Raw genomic sequence first — 24,800 nt, 5'->3', positions numbered from 1 at the left:
CCCCCTAAAAAACTTTTGCGCCTTCAGGTCAGTGCCGCTTTCCATGCGGCTGCCTCTTCCGAGCTTAAATCCACGTAGCTTTTGGCGCCTTCGGCGAAGCCGGCGCGCACGTCGCGCCACAGCCTCGGCGCCAGCCCGATGAAATTTTCCATATGCCCTGCCAGCGCCGCCTCCGGCACATGCCGCGTCGCCTTGGCCGCCGCCGTCGCCGCGCGTTTGCGCCAGGGCAGGGCCGATACCAGCCCCTGATGCACGAACCCTGGCCAGGGTGAACCCGCAAACGCCGCGCCAAACACCTTCACATCCGCCTTACCGTACAATGTCGCCCATTCAGGATCCCGCCAGGGTTTCAGCACGTTCAGATAATGCCGCACCCTTGGTGCTACCACGCCCTCCAGCCCCAACCCCATATAATGCGTGCAAAAATTCCAGCGCGGTGAAAGCTCCAGGATTCGCCCACCCAGCACATTCAGCGCATCCTGGTCCATGAACCGCAATTGCGCCCCCCGCGCCGCGATGAAGGTCGCCGCCTGCGCCCACAGCGCCTCCGCCCGCCAGCGCGCCGCATTCATCAAAATCACCCCGCTGTTGAAATAAGGGGCGTCGAGCCGCAAGCCGGTGCGGGTCCGGTACTCATCCCAATCTTCCCGCCCGCCGGCAGCGCCCAGATAGCGCCCGCAATCCTCCACCATCGCCGCCAGCGCCTCGCCCATCTCCAGGGCGAACAAAGGCGAAAGATCGCCGCTCACCCTGATATCCGAATCCAGATAAAGCAGCTTGTCATAATCGCTGAGCCAGATGGCAGGGGCGGCCAGCCTGGCATAGGCGAAGGGCGACATATGCGCCGGCCCCGCCACATGCGCCAACACCTCCGGCAGGCGCACCCGCAACACCCGCACACCCGGCGGCGGCGTGGCCGCGACATCCTCGGGCAAGAGCAGGCAGACATCGAAATCCCGGCCGGGTTGCGCCGCCACATCCCGCGCCGCCACCCAGGCCAGCGGCAGATAGGCCGCATCCGCCGCGAAAAACACTGCCTTGCGCTCGCCCATACCCGTGCGCCCCCACACGCCTTTTGCCGCCAAAATCAGCAGCTTGCCCGATTCATGTTCGCACCCCGCCCGGCTGCTGACAAACACGCCACTGTCATGCGTGCTTTCCCCTCTGGTTGCTATTGCGTTGCGAAACAGCCCTGCGCATGCTGGGCTGAAAGCGTATCCAAGGAGCCTGCATGTCGATCCACGCCGCCATCACTCATCGCACCTCCTATAAATACGACCGCCCGGTGTCGCTGGGGCCGCAGACCATCCGGCTGCGTCCCGCCCCTTATGCGCGTACCCCGATCATCTCCTATTCGCTGCGGATCGCGCCGAAGCCGCATTTCCTCAACTGGCAGCAGGACCCGCAAGGCAATTTCCTCGCCCGTGTCGTCTTCCCCGAGCGCGTCACCAGCTTCGAGGTGATCGTCGATCTCGTCGCTGACATGGCGACGATCAACCCGTTCGATTTCTTCCTGGAACCGGACGCAGAAACCTTCCCCTTCGCCTATGACCCCGTGCTGGCCGAGGAGCTGGCGCCTTTCCGGCTGCTGAGCAAGCCCGGCCCGCTGCTGGCGGCGCTGATCGCCGAGGTGAAGGCGAAATTCAAGGACCAGGAGCCGCGCACCACCGACATGCTGGTCGAGATCAACCGCATGGTGAGTGAGCGCATCTCCTACGTGGTGCGCATGGAACCGGGCGTGTTCACGCCCGAGGAAACGCTGAAACTCTGCAAGGGCTCCTGCCGGGATTCAGGCTGGCTGCTGGTCAATCTGCTCCGCCATCTCGGCTTCGCCGCGCGCTTCGTCTCCGGCTATCTGATCCAGCTCACCGCCGACCAGAAGCCTGTGGATGGCGGTGCCGCCGGCCCGGAGGCGGATTTCACCGATCTGCACGCCTGGGCCGAGGTCTATCTGCCCGGTGCCGGCTGGGTGGGGCTGGACGCCACCTCCGGCCTGCTCACCGGTGAGGGCCATATCCCGCTCGCCGCCACCCCATCCCCGCAATCCGCCGCCGCCATCTCCGGCGGCTTCATCGCCGAGGATGGCACCGAGACGGAGTTCGACTTCCACATGGAGGTGAAGCGGGTGAAGGAAACCCCGCGCGTCACCAAGCCTTATACTGACAAGCAATGGCAGGACATTCTCGCCCGTGGCGCGCGCGTCGACCATGCGCTGCTGCGCAACGATGTGCGCCTGACCATGGGCGGCGAGCCCACCTTCGTCTCCGCCACCGACCATGAGGGCGCGGAATGGAATATCGACGCGCTGGGGCCGACCAAGCGCGCTTATGCCGGCCGGCTGATCCGCAAGCTCACCCCGCTCTGGGGCAAGGGGGCGGCGCTGACCTACAATATGGGCAAGCATTATCCCGGCGAGCAGCTGCCGCGCTGGGCCATCCACGCCCATTGGCGCGCGGATGGCGAGCCGGTCTGGAAAGACCCGTCCCTGCTCGCTTCCGATGACGATACCGACAACGCCAATGCCGACGACACGGCGATCTTCGCCCGCGCGCTGGCGGAGCGCCTGCAAGTCGATCCCGATTTGGTCAACGCCGCCCATGAGGACATTCATTACTATCTCTGGCGCGAAAAACGCCTGCCGGCGAATGTCGTCACCGAGGATGCCAAGCTGCGCGACCCGCTGGAACGCGCGCGTCTGGCCAAGGTCTTTGGCCAAGGGCTGGCCTCGAATGTCGGCTCGGTGCTGCCTTTGCGCCGGGTGATCATGGATGGCCAGCGCCGCTGGCAATCCGGCCCTTGGTTCTTCAAGGACGATGTGATGTTCCTGATCCCCGGCGACAGCCCGATCGGCTTGCGTCTGCCGCTGGACAGCCTGCCCTGGGCGGATGATGCGAGCATCGAGCAGGAATACGAAACCGACCCGTTCGCCCCGAAAGCTCCGCTGCCGAGCCGCGATGCCTTGCAGTTCGCCCGCTACCGGCCGCGCGCCGCCGAAGGGCAGGGGGCCATCGAGAATTTCCGCCCGGTGCCGCAAAGCCTGCCGGTGGTGGGGCGCGAGGAGCCGGGCGTGGTGCGCACCGCGCTATGCGTCGAGGCGCGGGACGGCAAGCTCCACATCTTCTACCCGCCGCTTTACGATGTCGAGGATTGGCTGGAACTCACCGCGGCCATCGAGGCCACCGCCGCCGAATTCGGCCGCAAGGTGGTGCTGGAAGGCTATCTGCCGCCCGAGGATGAGCGCGTGGTGAATTTCTCCGTCACCCCGGACCCCGGCGTGATCGAGGCCAACATCCCCGCCTCCACCAGCTGGGCCGAGCTGACCACCCGCAACGCCCAGCTTTATGAGGCGGCGCGCGAGGTCGGGCTGGCAGCGGAGAAATTCATGCTGGATGGCCGCCATGTCGGCACCGGCGGCGGCAATCATGTGGTGATGGGGGCGAAATCCCCCACTGACAGCCCCTTTCTGCGCCGGCCGGATCTGCTGAAATCCATGCTCGGCTTCTGGCACAACCATCCCAGCCTCAGCTTCCTGTTCTCCGGCCTGTTCATCGGCCCCTCCTCGCAGCATCCGCGTATCGACGAGGCGCGGGAGGACAGCATCAACGAGCTGGAAATTGCCTTCCGCCAGGTCGGACGGCAGAGCCAGACCCCGCCCTGGCTGGTGGACCGGCTGTTCCGCAACATCCTCTGCGACATGACCGGCAATGGCCACCGCACGGAATTCTGCATCGACAAGATGTATTCGCCGGACGGCGCCTCCGGCCGGCGCGGGCTGGTGGAATTCCGCGCCTTCGAGATGCCGCCGCATGAGCAGATGTCCGCGGCGCAGATTTTGCTGATGCGCTCCGCCGTCGCCGCCTTCTGGGAGCGGCCTTATGAGCGCCGGCTGGTGCGCTGGGGCACGCGCCTGCACGATGAATTCCTGCTTCCCCACTATGCCGAGCAGGATTTCAAGGACGCTCTGGAAGAGTTGGCCGGGCTCGGCTTCCCGCTCGATCCGGACTGGTTCGCCCCGCATCTGGAATTCCGCTTTCCCAAGCTGGGCGATGTGACGGTGCGCGACATGCAGCTGGAGCTGCGCCACGCGCTGGAGCCCTGGCACGTGCTGGGCGAGGAGCAGAGCAGCGGCGGCACCGCGCGCTATGTGGACAGCTCCGCCGAACGGCTGCAGGTGAAGGTGAATGGCTGGGTGGATGAGCGCTATATCCTCTCCTGCAATGGCGCGGCGATGCCGATGCAGCGGACCCAGACACAGGGCGAATATGTCGCCGGGGTGCGCTTCAAGGCCTGGGCGCCGTACTCGGCCTTGCACCCGACCATCGGCGTGCAGACGCCCTTGGTGTTCGACGTGTATGACAGCTGGTCCGGCCGCTCGATCGGCGGGATGACGCATCACGCCGTGCATCCGGGCGGGCGCGCTTATGAGGATTTCCCGATCAACTCCAACGCGGCCGAGGCCAGGCGGCGCTCGCGCTTCTGGGCCTTTGGCCATACGCCGGGGCCAGCGCCGTTGCCGCTGCCGGCGGAGGGGCCGGAATTCCCCCGCTGCCTGGATCTGCGCCGCCATGCTTAAGGCCCAGCTTAAGCGCCTGCGTCAGTTCATGGCCGCCGACGTGACGGCGGCGCAGGACCGCATGGCGGCGGAGTTGGCGGTGCTGCGCGAGGAGCTGGCGGCGCTGCGGGCCGAGCTGGCGGCGGCGCAGGCGAAGGATAACGAGCTGGCGAAGCAGATGGAGGGCGCCTTGCTCACCATCGCATTGGCCAACCGCGAGCCGGCCTAGAGCAATAGGTCTTTAGGTTGACGCGCCAGTGTCAATCTAAACACATGAAATTGCTCGCTAAAACAAAATTTAGAGCATCAAGCTAAAAGCTTGACGCTCTAGACAAAGCGGGGAAACGCCGGGGCGGTTTCCAAAATCGCCGCTCCTGCCTTGAGGGATCACCATGTTTCGATCACAGAGAAAATACGAGGAGACTCGGGATCGAAACATTTGACGGGTCCATGTTGATCCCGGTTTGTTGGGTGTTGCAGCTAGGTCGCTCAGAGAATCATCTCCAGCAACCGCACCGCATAAGCCTGCATGTCATGCGCGGCGCAGTAAGCGGCCCGCATCACCTCATCGGGCCCAGGCGCCGCCAAGGCCCGCGCCAGCGCCCCGGCAATCTCCGCCGGGTCAGGCATATCCGCCACCCGCAGCACGTAATCGGGTGCATTGATCGTCTCCGCCAGATCCCGGCTCGCCACCATGTTCAGCCCGGCGCCGATGCCATCCTGCAACGCCGCCGAAACTCCGCCCGCCTGGCCGATGCGCAGCTGCAGCCCCGCATCCGCCGCCGCCGCCCAGGCGCGATACGCCTCCGGGCTGACAAAGCCGGTGCCCAGCGTCACCCCCAACGAAGCCGCCTCGTCGCGCAGCGCGGCGAGATCCATCGCCACCTCGCCGACAAAGACCAGCCGCGCCGCCGGGCGCTCGCGTTTCAGCACAGCGAAAGCCGCCAGCGCCGCGCCGATGGCTTTCGCCGGCACCAGAAACCCGAAAGAGACGATGAGCTGTTCCGCCGGACCGATGCCCAGACCCGCCCGTGCCGCCTCGCGCTCTTCGGGCGTAACAGGCGCGTGCGGGCGCATCATCGGGAAGGGCAGGGCCTGCGCCTGCACGTCGAAGCGTTCCTGGCAAAGCCGCACCGGCTGCGGTGCGTGGAAGATCAGCGGTCGCGCCGCGCGCGCCAGCCTCCCCAGAAAACTCGCCTCGCGTTGGCGCTCATCGGCCGCCCAGGCGGCGATCTCGTCCTCGCTGACCACCCGCCCCAGCTCCTCGCTAGCCAGCACGGCGGCGGGGGCGAGGCCGTTTGTGGTCGCCAACCCCAGCAGCCGCGCATCATGGCACAGGCAGGCAGCGCCATAACGCAGGCAGAGCTGATAAATCTCCTCATGCAGCGGCGCATTGCCGAGCACGCAGAGCACCGCGTCATAGCCCCCATCCTGCACCGCCAGCCGCGAATAGGGGCCGCAAAACGCATCGACTTGCGCCAGCTTGCGCAAGGCGGCGAGCAAGGCCGCGGAATGGTCCGCCACGCCGCTGCGGGTCGGCGGCAGCGGCGAGAGCAAGGCGATGCGTGGCCGCCGCGATGCTGGTGGCACGGGGGCGGGCAGGGCGGCAAACAGCTTTGCCGCCACCGCGTCTTCGGCAAAGGGCGCCGCCAGCCCGGCTTGCGCGGCGATCACCGCCTCGCGGGCCCGCAGCGTCTCCTCCAGCAGCACGGCCAGCCCCTCCACGTCATCCGGCCCGAACAGGAAGCGCGTCGGCAGCAGCGCCCGGTGCGCGGGAATGTCCGAGGCGAGGGAGGGCACGCCCATCCGGCACGCCTCCACCACCGGCATCGAAAACCCTTCGGCCCTGGACGGCGTGACCACCACCAGAGCCCCGGCATAGAGCTGAGCCAGCGTGGGGTCGCTCACCCGCCCCGGCAACGCCACCGGGCGGATCGCGCGCAGCCGGGCGGCGGTGGCCTCGTCATATCCGCCGGTGATCACCAGCTCGACCTCGCTCAGGCGGAGCCTGGACGCCATAGCGCGCAGCAGCAGCTCCGGGTTCTTGCGCGGATCATCCCCGCCCACCATCAGCACATGGCGCGGCACCGCCGGCGACAGCGCCTGCAGAAAAGGCGGCAGCCCGACGCCGGTGACCACGCTTTCCACCGCGCCGAACAGCTCACGCAACCGCGCCTCGGTGGGCACCGAAATGGGAAAATACAGATCATATCGCCGCAGCCAGGCCAGCGCGGCGTAATAGTCCAGCCGCGCCCCAGCCGTGCGCAGATAGCGGCCCGGCTCGTCGAACGGGATGAAATCATACACGCAAACCGCCTTGCGCACCCGCGCATCGGTCAGCAGCCTGGCGCAGAATTCCTGGTTCGGCGTAAAGGGCGAGGGGTTGAGGAACAAAGTCGCCCCCGGCACGTAGCCATGCGGCGAGAGCCGCCCCGCCTGCGCCGCCACCGCCTCCGGCAAGGCGGGCAGTACCGGATCATACACCCCCACCCAGCCCGGCGGCGCATGGCGGATGAGATTGCGGGCATGATTGCCAATGCCCCGCTCCCGGTAGGCCGGGTCCTGCAGGCAGCGCAGATCGATGACCAGGCTCACCCCCGCCCGCCCACGCAAAGCCCAAGCTCTGGCCAGTGAAATTTTGTCATGCGGCCTCCGGATTATTGCCTATCCGAAACCCAGATCCGCATCCCGGTCAACCATCGCGGCGCCAAACCGTGCCGGTCTCTGCCCAGCACCCGCGCTTTGCGCTTCATCCACACGCTTCTCCACAGGCTTATCAAGAGCGCTGTGGATAAAATCCGCGCCGGGACGATTGGCGGATGCGCCGCGCCGGGTTAGACGCCACATCTGCCATGGCCCCGACATCCTTCCCCTCCCGCCGCCTCACCGAATTACGCCTGCCGATCGACCATGAGCCGCACGCGCTCATCGCCGCCATCGCTGAAGGGTTCGGCGTGCCGGAGAGTGCCATTCTCTCCTGGCAGGTGCACAGGCGGGCCTGGGATGCCCGCAAAAAATCCCAGGTGATGCTGGTCTATACGGTCGATGCCGTGCTGGACCGGGCGGTTGAAACCGGCATGCCGACCCCGGATATGGGCTATCAATTCCCCGCCATCGCCCAGGCGCGCCCGGCGAAACGCCCGGTGATCATCGGCACCGGCCCTTGCGGCATCCTGGCGGCGCTGATCCTCGCCGAGGCCGGATTCTGCCCGCTGGTGCTGGAGCGCGGCAAGCTGGTCCGCCAGCGCACCAAGGATACCTGGGGCCTGTGGCGGCGCGGCGAGCTCAACGTCGCCTCCAACGTGCAGTTCGGCGAGGGCGGGGCCGGCACCTTCTCGGACGGCAAGCTCTATTCCCAGATCAAGGACCCCCGCTTCCTCGGCCGCAAGGTGATGGAGGAATTCGTCGAGGCCGGGGCGCCGGAGGAAATCCTCTATATCGCCAAGCCGCATATCGGCACCTTCCGGCTGGTCTCCATGGTCGAGGCGATCCGCGCGAAAGTCACCGCCCTGGGCGGCGAATACCGGTTCGACACGCGGGTGGATGATTTCGAGATCCAGGACGGCCAGATCCGCGCCGTGCTGCTGGAGAGCGGCGAGCGGATCGAGACCGACCATGTCATCCTCGCCATCGGCCATTCAGCGCGCGACACCTTCGCCCGGCTGCATCAGCGCGGCGTGTTCATGGAGGCCAAGCCCTTCTCCATCGGCTTTCGCATCGAGCATCCGCAAGGCATGATCGACCGCCACCGCTTCGGCCCCTTCGCTGGCCACCCGATCCTGGGCGCGGCTGACTACAAGCTGGTGCACCACGCCAGGAATGGCCGCGCGGTCTATAGTTTCTGCATGTGTCCGGGTGGCACAGTGGTCGCCGCCACCTCCGAGGCCGGGCAGGTGGTGACCAACGGCATGAGCCAATACTCCCGCGCCGAGCGCAACGCCAATGCCGGCATCGTCGTCGGCATCAGCCCGGCGGATTATCCGGGGGATGTGCTCGCCGGGGTGGAATTCCAGCGGGTCTGGGAGCGCGCCGCCTATGTCGCGGGCGGCGGCGCCTACCAGGCGCCGGGCCAACTGGTGGGCGACTTCATCGCCGGCACGCCTTCCAAATCGTTCGGCGAGGTGCTGCCCAGCTACAAGCCCGGCGTGCACCTCACCGATCTGGCGCCGACCTTGCCGGATTACGCCATCGAAGCCATCCGCGAGGCGCTGCCGGCCTTCGGCAAGCAGATCAAAGGCTTCGACCGTCCGGACGCGGTGCTGACCGGGGTGGAAACCCGCACCTCCTCGCCGCTGCGCATCACCCGGGGCAAGGATTTCTGCTCGCTCAACACGCGCGGGCTGTATCCGGCCGGGGAAGGGGCCGGCTATGCGGGTGGCATTCTCTCCGCCGGGGTGGATGGCATCAAGGTCGCGGAAGCGGTGATCAAGAGCCTGGCCGGTCTCTGACGCCTACCGAATTCCTTGTTTTTCTATCGGAAATTCCGCAATATGTTCGCTGGGATATTTTCTACGCGCCCTATGTCTTGTAGATGAATATGTCAGATCAAAAGGAGCCGGGAGAAGGGTCATGCTGTCGCAGAAATGCAAATATGCCTTGCAGGCCCTGATGGTGCTGGCGCGTGAGAAGGACGACAAGCTGTTGCTGGTCTCCGAAATCGCCGAGCGCGAGAATCTGCCGAAGAAATTCCTCGAAGCCATCCTGCTGGAGCTGAACCGCAACGGGCTGGTGCGCTCGCGCCGGGGCCGTGGCGGCGGCTACGCTTTGGCCAAGCCCGCGGATCTGATCACCTTCGGCCAGGTGGTGCGCATCATGGATGGCCCGCTGGCGCCGCTCGCCTGCGTCTCGGTGAATTATTACCGCCGCTGCGACGAATGCCGCGACGAGCAGGCCTGCGAGATCCGCAAGGTGATGCGCCGGGTGCGCGATGCCATCGCCAATGAGCTGGACGGCACCTCGCTGGCCAAGGCGCTGGCGGACGGTAAACTGCCCGCCGACCTCACCGCCTGAGCCTCAGGCCGCACTCGCCCCCGGATAGGAAAAGAAATTCGCCCGCGGCGAGGTGCGGGCGATGAAAGCGCGCAGCGGCGGATGCTGCCAGCCCTCCGGCCCGATGATCGCCTCCATCGGCGCGAAAAACTCATGCGCATGCGGAATCTGGCTGGTGACGAAGCCGGTATATTGGCGCGGGCGCAGCGCATACATCACCCGCATATCGCGCACCGGCAGCACCAGCGGCCCGGTCGGCGTGCGCCGCAGCAAGCCGGTATAGCGCCAGCGCGGCATCGGGTTGTTGGGCGAGACCGGCTGCATCAGCCATTCCTCCGAACACACCGCCAGCCAGGAATGCATCGAGGGGGCAAAGCGCGAGCGCTTATCCAGCAAATTCTGGTAGCAGCCGCAGGCCTCGATGGCGAAAAGATCGACATACGGGTCCGCCTCGGTGCCGCCGAAACACAGCCACAACCCATCCGGATGGGTGCGCAGCCGGTTGGCGCCGGGCAGCTTCAGGAAAGGCTGGTCGCGTTCCTGCGGCGGCCCCGGCCTCGCCCGCAGCCATGACCCGGACGCCCCCATATCGTGATCCGCGAGACCCGGCGGATGCTGCGGCCATGTCCGCAGCTTGTCACGAACGATCACGTCCAAAGAAGTGAAACCAGCCATTTCGTTATCTCCCTTTTTGGGCACTTCAACCTTAAGTGGATTTAACCTGCAAAAACGACTCGGACGCAAGGGTTTTTTTCGATATTTTAACGATCTTAGCGATTTTGATGAGAACCGCGTTGCGCAAGCTCAATCAAAGATTTGGCTTTTCAACAGTTTCGCTGCGATGGCGGCGGCGCCACCCGGCACAATTCCCCTGTTTTTCAAGATGTGCGCGGGGTTTTCCGCCGTATAGCTGCCAGCTTGGTTTAAGAGTGGTATGAAACCTGTCCTATGTGCAACAAGACGGCAATTTCATCGGCCGGTTGATTCTGCCCAGGGCGAGGCTTGCCCGGACAGGCCCGGCCATGGTTGTTTTGGCGACCGCCGCGGGCGCGGCACAGGGAGTTTGAAGATCGTGACATCCATGCATTTGCGCCGTGGCCTTACCGGCTCCGCCCTGTCGCTCGGGCTGCTGGCCGCCTTGTCGGGCTGCATGCTCGGGCCGAATTACCAGGCGCCCCACGCCAACGCGCCCACCGCCTTCCTCAACGATGCCCCGGCCAGCAGCGCCCCTTACGTCTCCGGCGGCGCGGTGGACCCGCAATGGTGGAACAGTTTCAACGACCCGGTGCTGACCGCGCTGGAAACCCGCGCCGTGCAGCAGAATCTGGATCTGCAGATCGCCACCCAGCGCCTGTTCGAAGCGCAGGCCCAGGCGCAGATCCAGGGCGCCGCGCTCTATCCCAATCTCGGCGCCAACGCCTCCTATAGCCGCAACGTGGTCAGCCCGAACAGCCCGCTCGGCCAGTTCAGCCAGTTCGGCAAAGACTTCGCCGCCGTCACCCAGCCCTATAATCTCTACCAGTACGGGCTGCAGACGATGTTCGACCTCGATCTCTGGGGCAAGAACAAGCGCCTGGTCGAAGCCGCCGTGGCCAAGGCCCGCGCCTCCGAGGAAGCCCGCCGCGCCGCCCTGCTGAATGTGGAAGCGCAGGTGGCCAGCAATTATATCCAACTGCGCGGCACCGAGGCGGTGCTCGGCATCACCCAGAAGAACCTGGACTTCGCCAACCAGCTGGTGAAACTCACCGCCGAGCGCCAGCAGGCGGGGCTGACCACCTCGCTCGATGTCGCCAATGCCCGCGCCACCGCGGCGCAGATTTCCGCGCAGATCCCGACCTTGATCGCCCAGCGCGACGGGCTGATCAACCAGATCGGCCTGTTGCTGGGCCAGACCCCGGACGGGCTGCCGCAGGATCTGCTCACCCCCGCCCCTGTGCCGCTCACCCCGCCCAGCGTGCCGGTGGGCCTGCCGGCCGAGCTGCTGACCCGCCGGCCGGATATGCGCGAAGCCGCCGATACGCTGCACGCCGCCACCGCCCAGATCGGCGCCGCCAAGGCCGCCTTCTTCCCCGACATTTCGCTCACCGCCTCCGCCTCGTTGGAAGGGATGACGCTGAATGCCATGGATAGCTGGAAATCGCTCACCTACGGCTTCGGCCCGACGGTGACGCTGCCGCTGTTCGAGGGCGGCCAGCTGCGCGGCGCGCTGAAGCTGAGCGAGGCCAAGCAGAAGGAAGCCGCCATCGCCTACGCCAAAACCGCGCTCACCGCCTTCACCCAGGTGAATACCGCCCTGGTGAATTACGAACAGGAACACGCCACCCAGCAGGCGCTGCAGGAAGACGTGCACCAGAGCCAGATCGCGCTCAGCCTGGCGGAAGAGCAGTACAAGGAAGGGCTGGTGGACTACCTGACCGTGCTGACCACCCAGCAAACCAACCTCGCCGCCCAGCAGAACCAGGCCGTGTCACTGCAGAAGCTGGGCACGGATCTGGTGACGCTGTATCAGGCGCTTGGCGGGGGCTGGGAGGGGATGTATCCTGCGGCGTCCGGATCATAATGTGGCTGACGTTTGACCGAAGATCGTAGGGGTTGAGGAATGGAGCTGAACAGAAACGTTCTTTGTGGTTACAACTGGCATTTCGGGCCCGAGAATCACTCAGTTACGTCTCGTCACTTCAGGTTCAACCCTGATGGTAGCATCAGCGGTTACGAACATTTCAATGAAGCGTTTTGGGCGATCACAGACCAACGGCTGAAAATATTCAACGCCAATCGTGAATTGACCTGGATATTTGAACATCTTCCGTCCGAACTGGAAGTATTATTTATCGGCGTTTATCAGCCTGACCCAAGTCACCCGACAAGGCAGATACTGAGCCGCCCGGCCCAAGCTCCGAAAATCTTCCGTGTCGCTAATCTTGCCGAAATCGCGTCTCATTTAGGTGAGGATCGAGTGCGCTGTGTCGAGAACGGCGCTGCCACACGTTATGTTTCCAAGTCTTGTTTAAACGATCTGAAATTGAGGAAGACGCACGACATTCCTGCGGATCAAAGAAACATAAACGATCTCTTGGAATTGCCTGGGCATCAAGTTTGGTGCCTGAAAGACGCGGTCGTCTTTACTAGGCACGGCTTGGTTTTGGTTGATGATTTTCTTGTTAGTGAATCCACCAATCAGTTTCCGTTTCATTTGTATGAAAATTTGCTTTTTGATGGCGAGACACTTTCAGTATACGAGGAAGGTGCTTCGGCGAGTATTTCCGTAGCCTATCATTTGACAAACGGAAATCTTGAGAATTATTTTCATTATTTAGTAGAAACAATAGCAAAGCTGTCGTTGCAATTTTTCATGAATATAAACTCCCAAAGCGGTGTTCATGTCATCTTGCCGACGTTAAAAGAAACTTACCAGCTTCAAATTCTAGAGCTAGTTATAAGCGATTTAGCTAATTTCAATCCCATGACCCTATCCGCTCAGGAAAAGGTACGATGCGACAATTTGTACTATGCTCACTTATATCCTGCTGGTAGCCTCTATCCTAATGAGGTAATTTTATCTTTTTCAAAAATGTTGAAGGCTGCTTGGAAAAAGCATCCGTTCAATTCAGGCACATTTGAAAGCAATCGGAAAATCTATATCTCGAGGCGAGATTCGACCAATCGTATCCTCGAAAATGAGCGCCTTGTTGAGGAAGCCTTGAAGGGTAGGGGCTTTGAAATTTTCACGCTGACTGAATTAACTGTCGCTGAGCAAATATCGCTCTTCCAGTCGGCAGAAACTATTGTAGCACCACATGGCGCTGGTTTGACAAACATTATTTTTTGCAACGAAGGCACAAAAATATTAGAAATTCATATGGAGGGGAATACAAACTGGGTATATCGACGGCTGGCAGATACACTTGGCCTCAAATACCAGTTTGTTCTGGGACAGGTTAGTAAGAATGAGGCAGAGAGTGTAGATGCTCGAAACTACTGCATTCATGCGGCTGACTTAATGCACTCGCTTGATAGTCTGGAATAATACTAGCCGCTTAGTTCCTGTTTTTTGATCTGACCACGACAGATTTGGTGTCATAAATTGTCGCATTCAATAAGTCTGTCTAGCATCGCTCGCAAATGACCCGGCTCGATATATAAGTCTCTGTCCCAAGGCAGGGGGCCCCGATTAGGTCCAACTTCCTGTGTCCGAATCTCGTGATAGTTTATCTTCTTGCCTTCTGCTATCTGCCAAAAAAAATACTCATGGGCGGTAGCTGGCATGAATAACAGCCAGCTAGTGTCGGGCTGGCAAAAAATAGCATTTGTAAATGCAGCGCCCATAGGACCGGCAATCCGCCGTGCAGCTTTGAAAGCACTTACCTGTTCAGAGAAAGACAGGTTCGCACAAACTACTTCCCTATAACCGTAATTCGTAAATAGTGCTTGGATTTCGGCTTCATTTTCAAAACAGCGGTTTGTCGAGGGGCGGCGGCTTATATATAGGCGCTCTAATGAACCGGCAGGAACACTACCCGAAATTGTTTCCATGCATTCGAACACTGGCGTTGACATGAATACGGAGTGTACTGTCAAGCCGTCGATCAATATCAATTCTTTAAAGTGGCAAGGCTCTGAATTGGTGAAGATGATATTGTTCGTCGGATAGTTTATGAGTTCAAGCGATTCGCGAACAACAGCGTTCATCTTCTCGCTAGAGGAGTGAACAATAGCCGGCCAGGCCTCACCTAGCGCAAGCTGACGCTGAGCGAGAAACGCCTTAGGTAACATCTCGACAAGCCAGTGGCCGTAATTCTCAGCGCCACGCTTCTTGCACAATATGCCACGCTCGTGCGCTTGAACACTTTCCTGTGTTGTCGCCAAAAGTCGAAGCTTCTCCGCGGCTCGGACGATTTCTTCCTGGCCATGATTCGTAATAGATTGAACAATGACCTTTCCATCTTCGGTGAAAACAAGTCCCTGCTCAGAAACGTAAACATTTTTGAGAAGATAAGATCGTATCGGAGGAAGAACGAAACGTTTCTGGTCCCAGCGAAGTCGGCATTGGGCCAATAATTCTGCTGGAACCAAATGCTCCTGATGCAGCTTCGGCTTTGCCATATAAATAGGAGATGGAACGAACTCGCCGACTTTCTCAAATATTTCTACTGAACAAGTTTCGTAAGGCGGCATGACCACTCCAGGCTTCGACGTAAAGAAGAGAAGGGAGCGCAACAAAGTTGCGCTCCCAGAAGCAACCTTACTTCATCGCCACTTTCAAATTCGCATCCAGCTTATCCAGGAAATCCTGGGTCGTCAGCCAGGGCGCGTTCTTGTCGATCAGCAGCGCAAGATCCTTCGTCATGTGCCCGGCTTCCACCGTCTCGATGCACACGCGCTCCAGGGTCTCGGCGAAATCCACCACATCCTGGGTGCCATCGAAGCGGCCGCGATAGATCAGCCCGCGGGTCCAGGCGAAGATGCTGGCGATCGGGTTGGTCGAGGTCGGGCGGCCCTTCTGGTGCTCGCGGAAATGCCGGGTCACGGTGCCGTGCGCGGCCTCGGACTCAACCACCGTCCCATCCGGATTCAGCAGCACCGAGGTCATCAGCCCCAGCGAGCCAAAGCCCTGCGCCACGATGTCGGACTGCACGTCGCCGTCATAGTTCTTGCAGGCCCACACATAGCCGCCGCTCCATTTCAGGGCGCAGGCCACCATGTCGTCGATCAGCCGGTGCTCATAGGTCAGCCCGGCCTTCTCGAACTGCGCCTTGAACTCGGCTTCGAAGATGCGCTCGAACGTGTCCTTGAAGAAGCCGTCATAGCCCTTCAGGATGGTGTTCTTGGTGGAGAGATAAACCGGGTAGTTGCGGGCCAGGCCGTAATTGAAGCTGGCGCGGGCGAAACCCTCGATGGATTTCAGCGTGTTGAACATGCCCATGGCCACACCGGGGCCGGTGAAGTCGTGCACATCCATCACCACCGGCTCGCCGCCCTCCGGGGTGAAGCTCAGCTGCAGCTTGCCGGGGCCGGGCACCTTATAGTCGGTGGCGCGGTAGATATCGCCATAGGCATGGCGCCCCACCACGATCGGCTGCGTCCAGTGCGGCACCAGCCGGGGGACGTTCTTGCAGATGATCGGCTCACGGAAAATGGTGCCGTCCACGATGTTGCGGATGGTGCCGTTCGGGCTCTTCCACATCTTCTTGAGGTTGAATTCCTTCACCCGCGCCTCGTCCGGGGTGATGGTGGCGCATTTCACCGCCACGCCATACTGCTTGGTGGCATTGGCCGCGTCCACGGTCACCTGATCATCGGTCTGGTCGCGATACTCGATGCCCAGATCGTAATATTTCAGGTCGATGTCGAGATAGGGCAGGATCAGCTTCTCTTTGATGAAGCCCCAGATGATCCGGGTCATCTCGTCGCCGTCCATCTCCACGACCGGGGTTTTTACCTTGATTTTGGCCATTTCTACTCTCTCTACTCCATGCTGGCATCATCAAATACCACTCCCGCCGCGCCGCACAACCCTGGCCCCGCCCCGCCAAAACGCATGGACGGGCTGCAAGCGAGCGGCTAGGAGGGGGGCGGTTTGACCGCGTTGAACGGAGTTTAAGGATATGAGTGGGCGGATTGCCGCGAAAATCGACTGGGCGAGCGACTGGGACCGGGATGCTGCCCTGACCACGGCGAAGCTGCTGCTGGAGATCAAGGCGGTGAATTTCCGCCCCGAGGAGCCCTATACCCTCACCTCCGGCTGGAAATCCCCGGTCTATATCGATTGCCGCAAGATCATCTATTTCCCCCGCGCCCGCGCCAAAATCTGCGATCTGGCGGTGGAGAAGATCTACCGCCATGTCGGCCATGAGACCATCCAGGCCGTGGCCGGCGGCGAGACCGCGGGCATTCCCTTCGCCGCCTGGATCTCCGAGCGCATGCACGCGCCGATGGCCTATGTCCGCAAGAAGCCGAAGGGCTTTGGCAAGAACGCGCTGATCGAGGGCGACGTGCCGGAAGGGCTGAACACGCTGCTGGTCGAGGATCTGACCACCGATGGCGGCTCCAAGATCCAGTTCGCCAACGCGCTGCGCGAAGCCGGGGCGCTCTGCAACCATACGTTCGTGGTGTTCTTCTACGGCGTCTTCCCCGGCTCCTTCGAGACGCTGGAGAGCATGGACATCAAGCTGCATCATCTCTGCACCTGGTGGGATGTGCTGGAAGCCGCCAAGAGCCACGCTTATTTCTCGGATGCCGCCCTGGCCGGGGTGCGCAAATTCCTGGAAAACCCGATGGCCTGGTCGGCCGCGCATGGCGGTGTCGCCACGGCGGAAGAGGCGTTGGAATATAAGCTGGGCAAGAAGGGCTAAAGTAACTCTTTGAATAAGTTATAAAAGTTTTTTGGTGCCGCTTTTTTTCAAAAAAGCGGCGAAGACGTTCGGGGTGGTGGCACCGCAGTTGCCACCACCCCGAACCTTCGTGGGGACTTTTTGAAAAAAGTCCCCACACCCCCAAAAACTTTTGCTAATTTTTCCAGGCTTTTAACGGGGCCGGGTTGATGCCAGAAAGGCGGGGATGACAGTCTCGTCCCCGCATCTTCTCATTTTCGGCCTCGGCTATGCCGGCCGCGCCATCGCCAAAGAGGCGGTGGCGGCGGGCTGGCAGGTGAGCGCCACCTATCGCAGCGAGGCCAGGCCGGAGCCCGGCGTCACGCTGCTGCCCTTCGCGCAGGCGCAGCCGGCCATCGCCCAGGCCAGCCACATCCTCACCAGCGCCGCGCCGGATGAGCAGGGTGACCCCGTCCTGGCCCGCTACGGCACCGCCTTGGGCGCCGCCCCAGCGATCTGGCTGGGCTATCTTTCCACCACCGGCATCTATGGCGACGCGCAAGGCGGCTGGGTGGATGAAACCACCCCGCCCAATCCCGGTTCCGCCCGCGCCCGCCGGCGCATCGCCGCCGAGCAGGGCTGGGCGGATTTGGGCAAGCCCCTGGCCATCTTCCGCCTCGCCGGCATTTACGGCCCCGGCCGCTCCATGCTGGACGATCTGCGGGCCGGGCAGGGGCGGCATGTGATCAAGCCCGGCCATATGTTCGGGCGCATCCACCGGGAGGATATCGGGCTGGGCGTTGCCGCCGCCATCCGCCAGGGCGCCACCGGCATTTTCAACTTCGCCGATGACGAGCCCGCCGCGCCGACGGACGTGGTCCAGGAAGCGGCCCGCCTGCTCGGCATCGCCCCGCCGCCGCCCGTGCCGTTTGAGGAGGCGGTGAAAACCATGTCCCCCATGGCGCGCAGCTTCTGGGCGGAGAACCGCAAGGTGCGGGCCGAAGCCACCAAATCCGGCCTCAACCTCGCCTGGCGCTACCCTACCTACCGCGAGGGCCTAGCCGCCATCCTGGCCGAGGAGCGCGCCCACGGTCTGCTCTAGCAACGCCAGATCTTCCGGCGTGGAAAGCCGATGGTCGCCGGCCTTGATGAAGCTCGCCCGCACATCCGAGCCGGTCAGATTTTGCACGAGCTTCAGCGACAATTCCCAGGGCACCGCGTCATCGCGCATCCCGTGCAAAATCCGCACCGGCGCGGTGATGGCGATGGGCTTGGTCATCACATAATGCGCCGCGCTGCGCTCGATCAGCGCCAGCGAGAAGGGCATCGGGTCGCCATACTCGGAAGGCTTATAGATCACGCCTTGCTTGCGGATCGCCTCTTGCTGTTCGGGCGGCAGCTCCACCTCCAGCATCCGGGCGGTGAAATCCGGGGCAGGGGCCAGCAGCACCAGCCCCGCCAGCCGCGCGCCCAAAGCCTGCCCCAGGATCAGCGAAATCCAGCCGCCCATCGAGGAGCCGACCAGCAGCACCTCGCGCCCCTGCGCCACCTGCTCCAGCACATAGGCCGCATCCGCCGCCCAGTCGCCGATGCCGTTTTCCAGAAACACCCCGCCGGAGGCGCCATGCCCGGCATAGTCGAAGCGCAGCATCGCCCGGCCCCGCGCCTTGCACCAGGCTTCCAGCGCCAGCGCCTTGGTGCCCTGCATGTCCGAGGCATAGCCGGGGCAGAACATCACCAGCGGCCCGCGCCCATCCAGAACCTCATAGGCCAGGTCGATTCCCGGCAGGCGTGACACAAACGGCATAGTCATAACCCTCCAACCCTGGTAGCGCGCAGCCATGATTGACCGCCCGCGCACGATTCTCCAGCTGCTCCCCAAGCTCGATGCCGGCGGCGCGGAGCGGGTGGCCATCGAAATCGCCCAGGCGGTGCATCTCTGCGGCCATCGCTCGATCATTGTGGCCGAGGATGGGCCGCTTTCCAACCTCGCCCTGCGCGCCGGTGCGGAGCTGATCCATCTGCCGGTCGCGTCCAAAAATCCTTTAAAGATATGGCGCAACGGGCGAAAGCTGCGCGCCGTGATGCGGGAAAACCATGTCGATCTCGTGCATGCCCATTCCCGCGCCCCGGCCTGGGCGGCCTTCCGCGCGGCGCGGGCGCTCGATATCCCCTTCGTCACCACCTATCACGGCTCCTATGGCGAAAAGAGCAAGCTGAAGAAGCGCTACAACCAGGTGATGGCGTCCGGGGCCCGGGTGGTGGCGGTGAGTGAGTTCATCTCGGATCTCATTAAATCCCGCTACAAGATTGATCCTGCAAAACTCCGTGTCATCCATAACGGTGTCGATCTGCAGAAATTCGACCCCGCCGCGGTGCGTGGGGACCGCGCCGTCCGCCTCGCCAAGGAATGGCGGATCGAGAACGGCCAGCCCGCCATCTTGCTCCCCGGCCGGCTCACCGGCTGGAAGGGCCAGCGTCTGTTCATCCGCGCCCTGGCGAAGATGCAGCACCAGGAGGCGGTGGGCATTCTCATCGGCTCGGATCAGGGCCGGCATAAATACACCCAGGAGCTGCTGGATCTCGCCAACCGGCTCGGCGTCGGCGGCCGGCTGCGTTTGGCCGGGCATGTGGAAGACATGCCCGCCGCGCTGAAACTGGCCGATATCGTGGTGAATTGCTCCACCGAGCCGGAAGCCTTCGGCCGCACCATCATCGAGGCGCAGGCGATGGGCAAAATCGTCGTCGCCGCCGGCCATGGCGGCGCGCATGAGACGATCGAGCCCGATGTCACCGGCTTCCTCTTCCCGCCCGGCGACGACACCGCCCTGGCCGCCTTGTTCGACGCGATCCTGGAGGGCGATGCGGAGCTGCGCCTCGCCTTCGGCCAGCGCGCCCGCGAGGCGGTGGGGCAGCGTTTCTCGCTGGAAGCGATGCAGACGCGCTATCTCCATCTCTATGCCGAGCTGCTGGGATGAGCCGCATCCTCGTCATCCGCCATGGCGCCTTTGGCGATATCGTGCTGAGTTTCGCCGCCTTCGCCGCCATCCGTGCCCGCCATGCGGGCGATGAGATCACCCTGCTCACCACCAGGCCCTATGCCGGGCTGCTCGGCGCCAGCCCCTGGTTCGACAAGATCGAGATCGACGCCAAGCCGGATTGGTGGCAGCTCCCCGCCTTGCTGCGGCTCAAACGCCAGCTCGCCGGGTTCGACATGGTCTATGACCTGCAAACCTCCGGCCGCTCCACCCGTTATTTCGCCCTGGCCGGCCGCCCTTCCTGGTCCGGCATCGCACGCGGCTGCGCTTTTCCGGATGCCGCCAACCGTGAAACCCTGCATAGCCGCGAGCGGCTGGAGCAGCAGCTCGGCCTGGCCGGCATCCCGCCCCCTTTGCCGGCCCCGGATTTGTCATGGCTGACCGGTGACATCTCTGGCTTCGATCTGCCGCCGGACTACGTGGTGCTGGTGCCGGGCGCCGCCCCGCACCGCCCGGAAAAACGCTTCCCGGCGGAGAAATTCCGCGAGCTCGCCGCCGCTTTGCCGTCCCCGTGCGTCATCGTCGGCACCGCCGGCGAAAAACCCCTGGCCCAGACCATTGGCGGCATCGACCTCACCGGCCGCACGGATTTCTTCCAGCTCGCTGCGGTGTTCCGGCGCGCCAGCTTGGCCATCGGCAACGATACCGGGCCGATGCATCTCGCCGCCGCGCTCGGCACGCCGTGCCTCTCGCTCTTCTCCGCCGCCTCCGCGCCCGCCCGCACCGCGCCGCGCTATCCTGATGGCGGCTGGCCCGCCATTGCCCGCGCCCCCTCCCTGCAAGAGCTGCCGGTTGCGCAAGTGCTGGCCCTGCTGCCATAACCCGCCGCGACGTTTCATTATATTTAGGAAGACGCCTATGCCTGCCATCACCCTGCCCGACGGTTCCGTTCGTTCCTTCGACGGCGCGGTGACCGGCACCAATATCGCCGCCGCCATCGGCCCGGGCCTGGCCCGCGCTGCGCTGGCGATGGAGGTGAACGGCAAGCAGATGGACCTCTCCCGCGAGATCGCCGAGGACAGCGCGGTGAAATTCATCACCCGCAAGGATGAGGCGGCTTTGGAGATGATCCGCCACGATGCCGCCCATGTGCTGGCCGAAGCGGTGCAGGAGCTGTTTCCTGGCACCCAGGTCACCATCGGCCCCTCCATCGAAAACGGCTTCTATTACGATTTCTACCGCAACGAGCCCTTCACCCCGGCCGATTTGCCGGCGATCGAGGCCAAGATGCGCGAGATCATCGGCCGCAATGCTGGCTTTGTGCGCGAGGAATGGGACCGCGACGAGGCGATCAAATTCTTCGAGGCCCGTGGCGAGCGCTTCAAGGCCGAGCTGATCCGCGACCTGCCGGAGAGCGAGACCATCACGATCTACCGCCAGGGCGAATGGCTGGACCTTTGCCGTGGTCCGCATATGCGCTCCACCGGCGATATCGGCAGCGGCTTCAAGCTGATGAAGACCGCCGGCGCCTATTGGCGCGGTGATTCCAAAAACCCGATGCTGAGCCGCATCTACGGCACCGCCTGGCGCGACAATAAGGAGCTGGACGCCTACCTCACCCAGCTCGAAGAGGCGGAAAAGCGCGACCACCGCAAGATCGGCCGCGAGATGGATCTGTTCCATATCCAGGAAGAGGCCACCGGCTCCATCTTCTGGCACCCGAAAGGCTGGAAGCTCTACCGCACGGTGGAGGCCTATATCCGCCGCCGCCAGGAAGCGGGGGGCTATGAGGAAGTGCGAACGCCGCAGCTGGTCGACCGCAAGCTGTGGGAGCTTTCCGGCCATTGGGACAAATACCGCAAGAACATGTTCATCGCGGAAGTGGCGGAGGAGGACACCACCCTCGCGCTGAAGCCGATGAACTGCCCCTGCCATGTGCAGATCTTCAACCAGGGCCTGCGCTCTTACAAGGAGCTGCCGATCCGCATGGCCGAATTCGGCGCCTGCCATCGCTACGAGCCCTCGGGCGCGCTGCACGGCATCATGCGCGTGCGCGCCTTCACCCAGGACGATGCGCATATCTTCTGCATGGAAGACCAGATCGCCGACGAGACGGTGAAATTCGTCGCCCTGCTGGAGAGCGTCTACAAGGATTTCGGCTTCGAGAGCTTCACGGTCAAATTCTCCGACCGCCCGGAGGTTCGCGCCGGCGCCGACGATGTCTGGGACCGTGCCGAAGGCGCGCTGAAGGCCGCCTGCGAAAAGGCCGGGGTGGAATACACGCTGAACCCCGGCGAGGGCGCCTTCTACGGGCCGAAGCTGGAATTCGTGCTGCGCGATGCGATCGGGCGGGACTGGCAATGCGGCACCATCCAGGTGGATTTCGTGCTGCCCGAGCGGCTGGACGCGGAATATGTCACCTCCGAGAGCAGCCGCGCCCGCCCGGTGATGCTGCATCGCGCGATCATCGGCAGCTTTGAGCGGTTTCTCGGCATCCTGATCGAGCAATATGCCGGGCGCTTCCCGCTCTGGCTGGCCCCGACCCAGGCCGTCGTCGCCACCATCGTCTCCGATGCGGATGACTATGCCGCCGAAGTCGCGCAGGCGCTGCGCGCCGCTGGGCTTTCGGTGGAGCTGGATACCAGCAACCAGAAGATCCAGGCGAAAATCCGCGACCATTCGCTGCACCATGTGCCCAACATTCTGGTGGTCGGGCGCAAGGAGGCGGAGGAGCGCAAGGTGGCGCTGCGCCGCCTCGGCGGTGCCGCGCAGGAAATCCTGGGGCTCGATGAAGCGGTGGCCCTGTTGAAAGCCGAAGCCACCGCCCCGGATCTTCGCTCATGAGCTTCAAAATCGGTATCATCCCCGTCACCGCCTTTCAGCAGAATTGCGCCCTGGCCTGGGATGACGAAACCAAGATCGGCGCGGTGATCGACCCGGGCGGGGATGTGCCCTACATCACCGAACAGATCACCAAGCTCGGCCTCTCCATCACCGAGATTTTCCTCACCCATGGCCATATCGACCATGCGGGCGGGGCGATGGAGCTGGCGGAAAAGCTGGATGTGCGCATCATCGGCCCCGGCATCGAGGATAAATTCCTGCTCGATGGCCTGGCCGAGCAGGGGGCGCGCTACGGCATCAAGGCGCGGGACTGCACGCCGGATCGCTGGCTGCGGGCGGGGGATGTGATCAAGCTCGGCGGCGCGGATTTCGAGGTCCGTCACTGCCCCGGCCATACGCCCGGCCATATGGTGTTCCTGAACAAGGCGCTGCAATTCGGCATTCTCGGCGATGTGTTGTTCAAGGGCTCGGTCGGGCGCACGGATTTCGGTGATTACGGCGACCATGCGCAGCTGATCGCCTCGATCAAGCGCGAGCTTTTGGTGCTGCCGGACAGTTTCGGGTTTCTGTGCGGCCACGGCCCTGGTTCGACGATTGGCGCCGAACGTGAAACCAATCCCTACTTAAACGAATAAAAGTTTTTGGGGTTTGGCCCTTTTTTCAAAAAGGGCCAAGAGACGTTTGGGGTGTTGGCACCAGCGGTGCATACACCCCGGCGTTTTTCGCCGCTTTTTTGAGTTGCGCTGGGCGGGCCGATTCAGAGACAGCAGCAAAGCTGCTTCCTCATCGGCGCGCCGGCGGCACCAAAAAACTCTTATTTTTTTGCGATCGTGCTGATCTGGCCGTTGCGCTCCAGCATCGCCGTTTCCAGCGCCCCCAACCCCTCATGCCCGGCACAACGCGCCGCCTCCTCGATATCATGCGGCGTCACCGCGCTGGCCCGCATATTCCCACCGCGCATCCTGCCATTCTCGATCAGCGGGATCGGCCTGCCTTTCACCACCCGGCCCAAAACCGGCCAACGCGCCGCCAGATGGTCCAACGCCCAGTAGAGCAGCAGAAACACCGTCGTCGCCACCAGCGTGTCGATCAGCTTGGCATTGCCGGTTAGGGCGCGGCTGAGGCTGGAGCCGATGACGATGGCGATGACGATATCCAGCGGACTCTGCCGCCCAAAGGCGCGCCGCCCCAGCAGCCGGATCGCCGCCAGCCCATAGACCAGCACGATCACCGCGCGCAAACTCATCTGCCACCAGAGAATCCGCGTCGCCCCGTCACCCACCAGCGCGTGCCATGCCTGCATCCGCCCGCATCCTTTCGGTGAAGATGTCGGGCGCGGCGCCAGCGGTTCAAGCCCGCCTCTGCGCCGCCGAGGGCCGGCTCAGGGCAGGGGGTCGATATCCATCCAGGAGAGATGCCCGCCTTTGCCCGCCCCGGTATCCAGAAACACCGCCATGCCGCCCTTGCGCCCGTGGCGGATATAAGGCCGCCCGTCGGTCGAGCGCTGGTCGTGCCCGACATAGGCGGTGATGCCCGCGGGCAGATCATCCACCCAGCGCAGCAGCCGCTCCGGCTTGCCGCCGCTGCTCACCCGGCCGCTGGTCTGGCCATAGAGAGCGCGCGCCCAGAGCGGCTCCGGCCGGCCGGGCGGGAAGGGGCCGGGGGGCTGCTCCAGCATCGCCGGATGAAACCCGCCATGCACGAAAAACAGCTTTCCCGATTGCAGCCAGACCGGCGCGCGCAAAATCTCCTCGCGCGTGCGCTCCCGCAGCTCGTCCGGCAGAATGGCCATGGTCTTTGCCGTCGGCTCGCCGCGCACCCGATCCCCCCGCAGCGCCCGCCCGAGCTTGAAATCATGATTGCCGAGCAGGAACAGCCCACGCTTCTCGTCCAAAATCTCGAACATGATCCGCAGCGCGCCGGGGGTATCCGGCCCGTCATCGACGAGATCGCCGAGCTGGATGATGAACCGATCCGTCTGCGCCGCCGCCGCGAAGGCGCGGGAATCGCCATGCACATCGCCGACAATGCGCAGTCCGCGTCCGTTGGGGATCATCGCATGGACCAGCAACGCGTTGAAATAAAAGGTAACATTACAACTCAAAGATGGGTTGTTCCGCGACCTCT

General features: G+C 63.3%; 21 protein-coding genes. 13 read left to right on the top strand and 8 right to left on the bottom strand.

What is annotated here, in order from left to right; genetic code table 11:
- Positions 1 to 23 precede the first annotated feature (23 nt).
- Complete coding sequence (locus MXAZACID_RS17680) at positions 24 to 1,139, bottom strand: glycosyltransferase family 8 protein (protein ID WP_008493058.1); 1,116 nt, start codon at positions 1,137 to 1,139, stop codon at positions 24 to 26.
- Between the two features lie 92 nt (positions 1,140 to 1,231).
- Here MXAZACID_RS17680 and MXAZACID_RS05095 point away from each other — a divergent pair, with 92 nt between their 5' ends.
- Both MXAZACID_RS05095 and MXAZACID_RS05090 read left to right on the top strand, forming a co-directional pair.
- The gene (locus tag MXAZACID_RS05095) at positions 1,232 to 4,573 is read left to right on the top strand and encodes a DUF2126 domain-containing protein (protein WP_008493057.1); all 3,342 of its coding nucleotides are present in this window, start codon (positions 1,232 to 1,234) and stop codon (positions 4,571 to 4,573) included.
- Positions 4,566 to 4,781 carry a hypothetical protein gene (locus MXAZACID_RS05090; RefSeq protein ID WP_026438749.1) on the top strand — a complete coding sequence of 72 codons (216 nt, stop codon included), beginning with the start codon at positions 4,566 to 4,568 and terminating at the stop codon, positions 4,779 to 4,781. The genes MXAZACID_RS05095 and MXAZACID_RS05090 overlap by 8 nt, the downstream gene beginning before the upstream one ends.
- A 260-nt stretch (positions 4,782 to 5,041) precedes the next feature.
- Here MXAZACID_RS05090 and MXAZACID_RS05085 read toward each other — a convergent pair whose 3' ends face one another.
- The gene (locus MXAZACID_RS05085) at positions 5,042 to 7,147 is read right to left on the bottom strand and encodes a glycosyltransferase (RefSeq protein ID WP_039884742.1); all 2,106 of its coding nucleotides are present in this window, start codon (positions 7,145 to 7,147) and stop codon (positions 5,042 to 5,044) included.
- Positions 7,148 to 7,404: 257 nt separating this feature from the next.
- On the opposite strand from MXAZACID_RS05085, the gene MXAZACID_RS05080 reads away from it, so the two are divergent.
- Positions 7,405 to 9,000: an NAD(P)/FAD-dependent oxidoreductase gene (locus MXAZACID_RS05080; protein WP_008493055.1), complete on the top strand. Its 1,596-nt coding sequence runs from the start codon at positions 7,405 to 7,407 to the stop codon at positions 8,998 to 9,000.
- 121 nt (positions 9,001 to 9,121) lie between these two features.
- Positions 9,122 to 9,562: an Rrf2 family transcriptional regulator gene (locus MXAZACID_RS05075; RefSeq protein ID WP_008493054.1), complete on the top strand. Its 441-nt coding sequence runs from the start codon at positions 9,122 to 9,124 to the stop codon at positions 9,560 to 9,562.
- A gap of 3 nt (positions 9,563 to 9,565) precedes the next feature.
- Here the strand turns inward: MXAZACID_RS05075 and MXAZACID_RS05070 are convergent, their stop codons facing one another.
- Positions 9,566 to 10,216: a hypothetical protein gene (locus MXAZACID_RS05070; protein WP_008493052.1), complete on the bottom strand. Its 651-nt coding sequence runs from the start codon at positions 10,214 to 10,216 to the stop codon at positions 9,566 to 9,568.
- Here MXAZACID_RS05070 and MXAZACID_RS19675 point away from each other — a divergent pair.
- From MXAZACID_RS19675 to MXAZACID_RS18200, 3 genes are all read left to right on the top strand, one after another.
- Positions 10,203 to 10,451 (top strand): hypothetical protein, encoded by a 249-nt coding sequence (locus MXAZACID_RS19675; RefSeq protein ID WP_205619736.1) that lies wholly within the window; start codon positions 10,203 to 10,205, stop codon positions 10,449 to 10,451. The two genes, MXAZACID_RS05070 and MXAZACID_RS19675, sit on opposite strands and share 14 nt — an antisense overlap.
- Before the next feature lie 162 nt (positions 10,452 to 10,613).
- The gene (locus MXAZACID_RS05065) at positions 10,614 to 12,101 is read left to right on the top strand and encodes an efflux transporter outer membrane subunit (protein ID WP_240376571.1); all 1,488 of its coding nucleotides are present in this window, start codon (positions 10,614 to 10,616) and stop codon (positions 12,099 to 12,101) included.
- Between the two features lie 39 nt (positions 12,102 to 12,140).
- Positions 12,141 to 13,568 (top strand): DUF563 domain-containing protein, encoded by a 1,428-nt coding sequence (locus tag MXAZACID_RS18200; RefSeq protein WP_083878482.1) that lies wholly within the window; start codon positions 12,141 to 12,143, stop codon positions 13,566 to 13,568.
- A 50-nt stretch (positions 13,569 to 13,618) separates the two neighbouring features.
- Here the strand turns inward: MXAZACID_RS18200 and MXAZACID_RS18195 are convergent, their stop codons facing one another.
- A complete protein-coding gene (locus MXAZACID_RS18195) occupies positions 13,619 to 14,716 on the bottom strand; it encodes a DUF563 domain-containing protein (RefSeq protein ID WP_144052653.1) in 1,098 nt (365 codons plus the stop codon).
- 67 nt (positions 14,717 to 14,783) lie between these two features.
- Positions 14,784 to 15,995 carry an NADP-dependent isocitrate dehydrogenase gene (locus tag MXAZACID_RS05050; RefSeq protein WP_008493047.1) on the bottom strand — a complete coding sequence of 404 codons (1,212 nt, stop codon included), beginning with the start codon at positions 15,993 to 15,995 and terminating at the stop codon, positions 14,784 to 14,786.
- 151 nt (positions 15,996 to 16,146) lie between these two features.
- Between MXAZACID_RS05050 and MXAZACID_RS05045 the strand changes: the two genes are divergently transcribed.
- Together MXAZACID_RS05045 and MXAZACID_RS05040 are read left to right on the top strand one after the other, a co-directional pair.
- Positions 16,147 to 16,893 carry an orotate phosphoribosyltransferase gene (locus MXAZACID_RS05045; protein WP_008493046.1) on the top strand — a complete coding sequence of 249 codons (747 nt, stop codon included), beginning with the start codon at positions 16,147 to 16,149 and terminating at the stop codon, positions 16,891 to 16,893.
- Between the two features lie 205 nt (positions 16,894 to 17,098).
- Positions 17,099 to 17,953 carry an SDR family oxidoreductase gene (locus MXAZACID_RS05040; RefSeq protein WP_008493045.1) on the top strand — a complete coding sequence of 285 codons (855 nt, stop codon included), beginning with the start codon at positions 17,099 to 17,101 and terminating at the stop codon, positions 17,951 to 17,953.
- Here MXAZACID_RS05040 and MXAZACID_RS05035 read toward each other — a convergent pair.
- Positions 17,909 to 18,658, bottom strand: a complete 750-nt coding sequence (locus tag MXAZACID_RS05035; protein WP_008493043.1) for a carboxylesterase — start codon at positions 18,656 to 18,658, stop codon at positions 17,909 to 17,911. The genes MXAZACID_RS05040 and MXAZACID_RS05035 overlap by 45 nt on opposite strands.
- A 34-nt stretch (positions 18,659 to 18,692) precedes the next feature.
- Between MXAZACID_RS05035 and MXAZACID_RS05030 the strand changes: the two genes are divergently transcribed.
- From MXAZACID_RS05030 to MXAZACID_RS05015, 4 genes are read left to right on the top strand one after another with little or no spacing between them, the layout of a single operon-like run.
- Positions 18,693 to 19,829, top strand: a complete 1,137-nt coding sequence (locus MXAZACID_RS05030; protein WP_008493042.1) for a glycosyltransferase family 4 protein — start codon at positions 18,693 to 18,695, stop codon at positions 19,827 to 19,829.
- Positions 19,826 to 20,710 (top strand): glycosyltransferase family 9 protein, encoded by an 885-nt coding sequence (locus tag MXAZACID_RS05025; RefSeq protein WP_008493041.1) that lies wholly within the window; start codon positions 19,826 to 19,828, stop codon positions 20,708 to 20,710. Before MXAZACID_RS05030 ends, MXAZACID_RS05025 begins: the two co-directional genes overlap by 4 nt.
- Before the next feature lie 37 nt (positions 20,711 to 20,747).
- Positions 20,748 to 22,673 (top strand): threonine--tRNA ligase, encoded by a 1,926-nt coding sequence (thrS, locus tag MXAZACID_RS05020; RefSeq protein WP_008493040.1) that lies wholly within the window; start codon positions 20,748 to 20,750, stop codon positions 22,671 to 22,673.
- Complete coding sequence (locus tag MXAZACID_RS05015; protein ID WP_008493039.1) at positions 22,670 to 23,308, top strand: MBL fold metallo-hydrolase; 639 nt, start codon at positions 22,670 to 22,672, stop codon at positions 23,306 to 23,308. Before thrS ends, MXAZACID_RS05015 begins: the two co-directional genes overlap by 4 nt.
- Positions 23,309 to 23,487: 179 nt before the next feature.
- On the opposite strand, the gene MXAZACID_RS05010 is transcribed toward MXAZACID_RS05015, so the two are convergent.
- Entirely contained in the window at positions 23,488 to 23,976 is a 489-nt protein-coding gene (locus MXAZACID_RS05010; protein ID WP_008493038.1) for a DUF421 domain-containing protein, read from the bottom strand.
- 78 nt (positions 23,977 to 24,054) lie between these two features.
- Positions 24,055 to 24,777 (bottom strand): metallophosphoesterase, encoded by a 723-nt coding sequence (locus MXAZACID_RS05005; RefSeq protein WP_240376534.1) that lies wholly within the window; start codon positions 24,775 to 24,777, stop codon positions 24,055 to 24,057.
- Positions 24,778 to 24,800 lie beyond the last annotated feature (23 nt).

It is taken from the genome of Acidocella sp. MX-AZ02, assembly GCF_000306035.1.
Classification (GTDB): domain Bacteria; phylum Pseudomonadota; class Alphaproteobacteria; order Acetobacterales; family Acetobacteraceae; genus Acidocella; species Acidocella facilis.
Note: the sequence above shows the minus strand (reverse complement) of the source record. Positions and strands in the feature narration are given on the sequence as shown.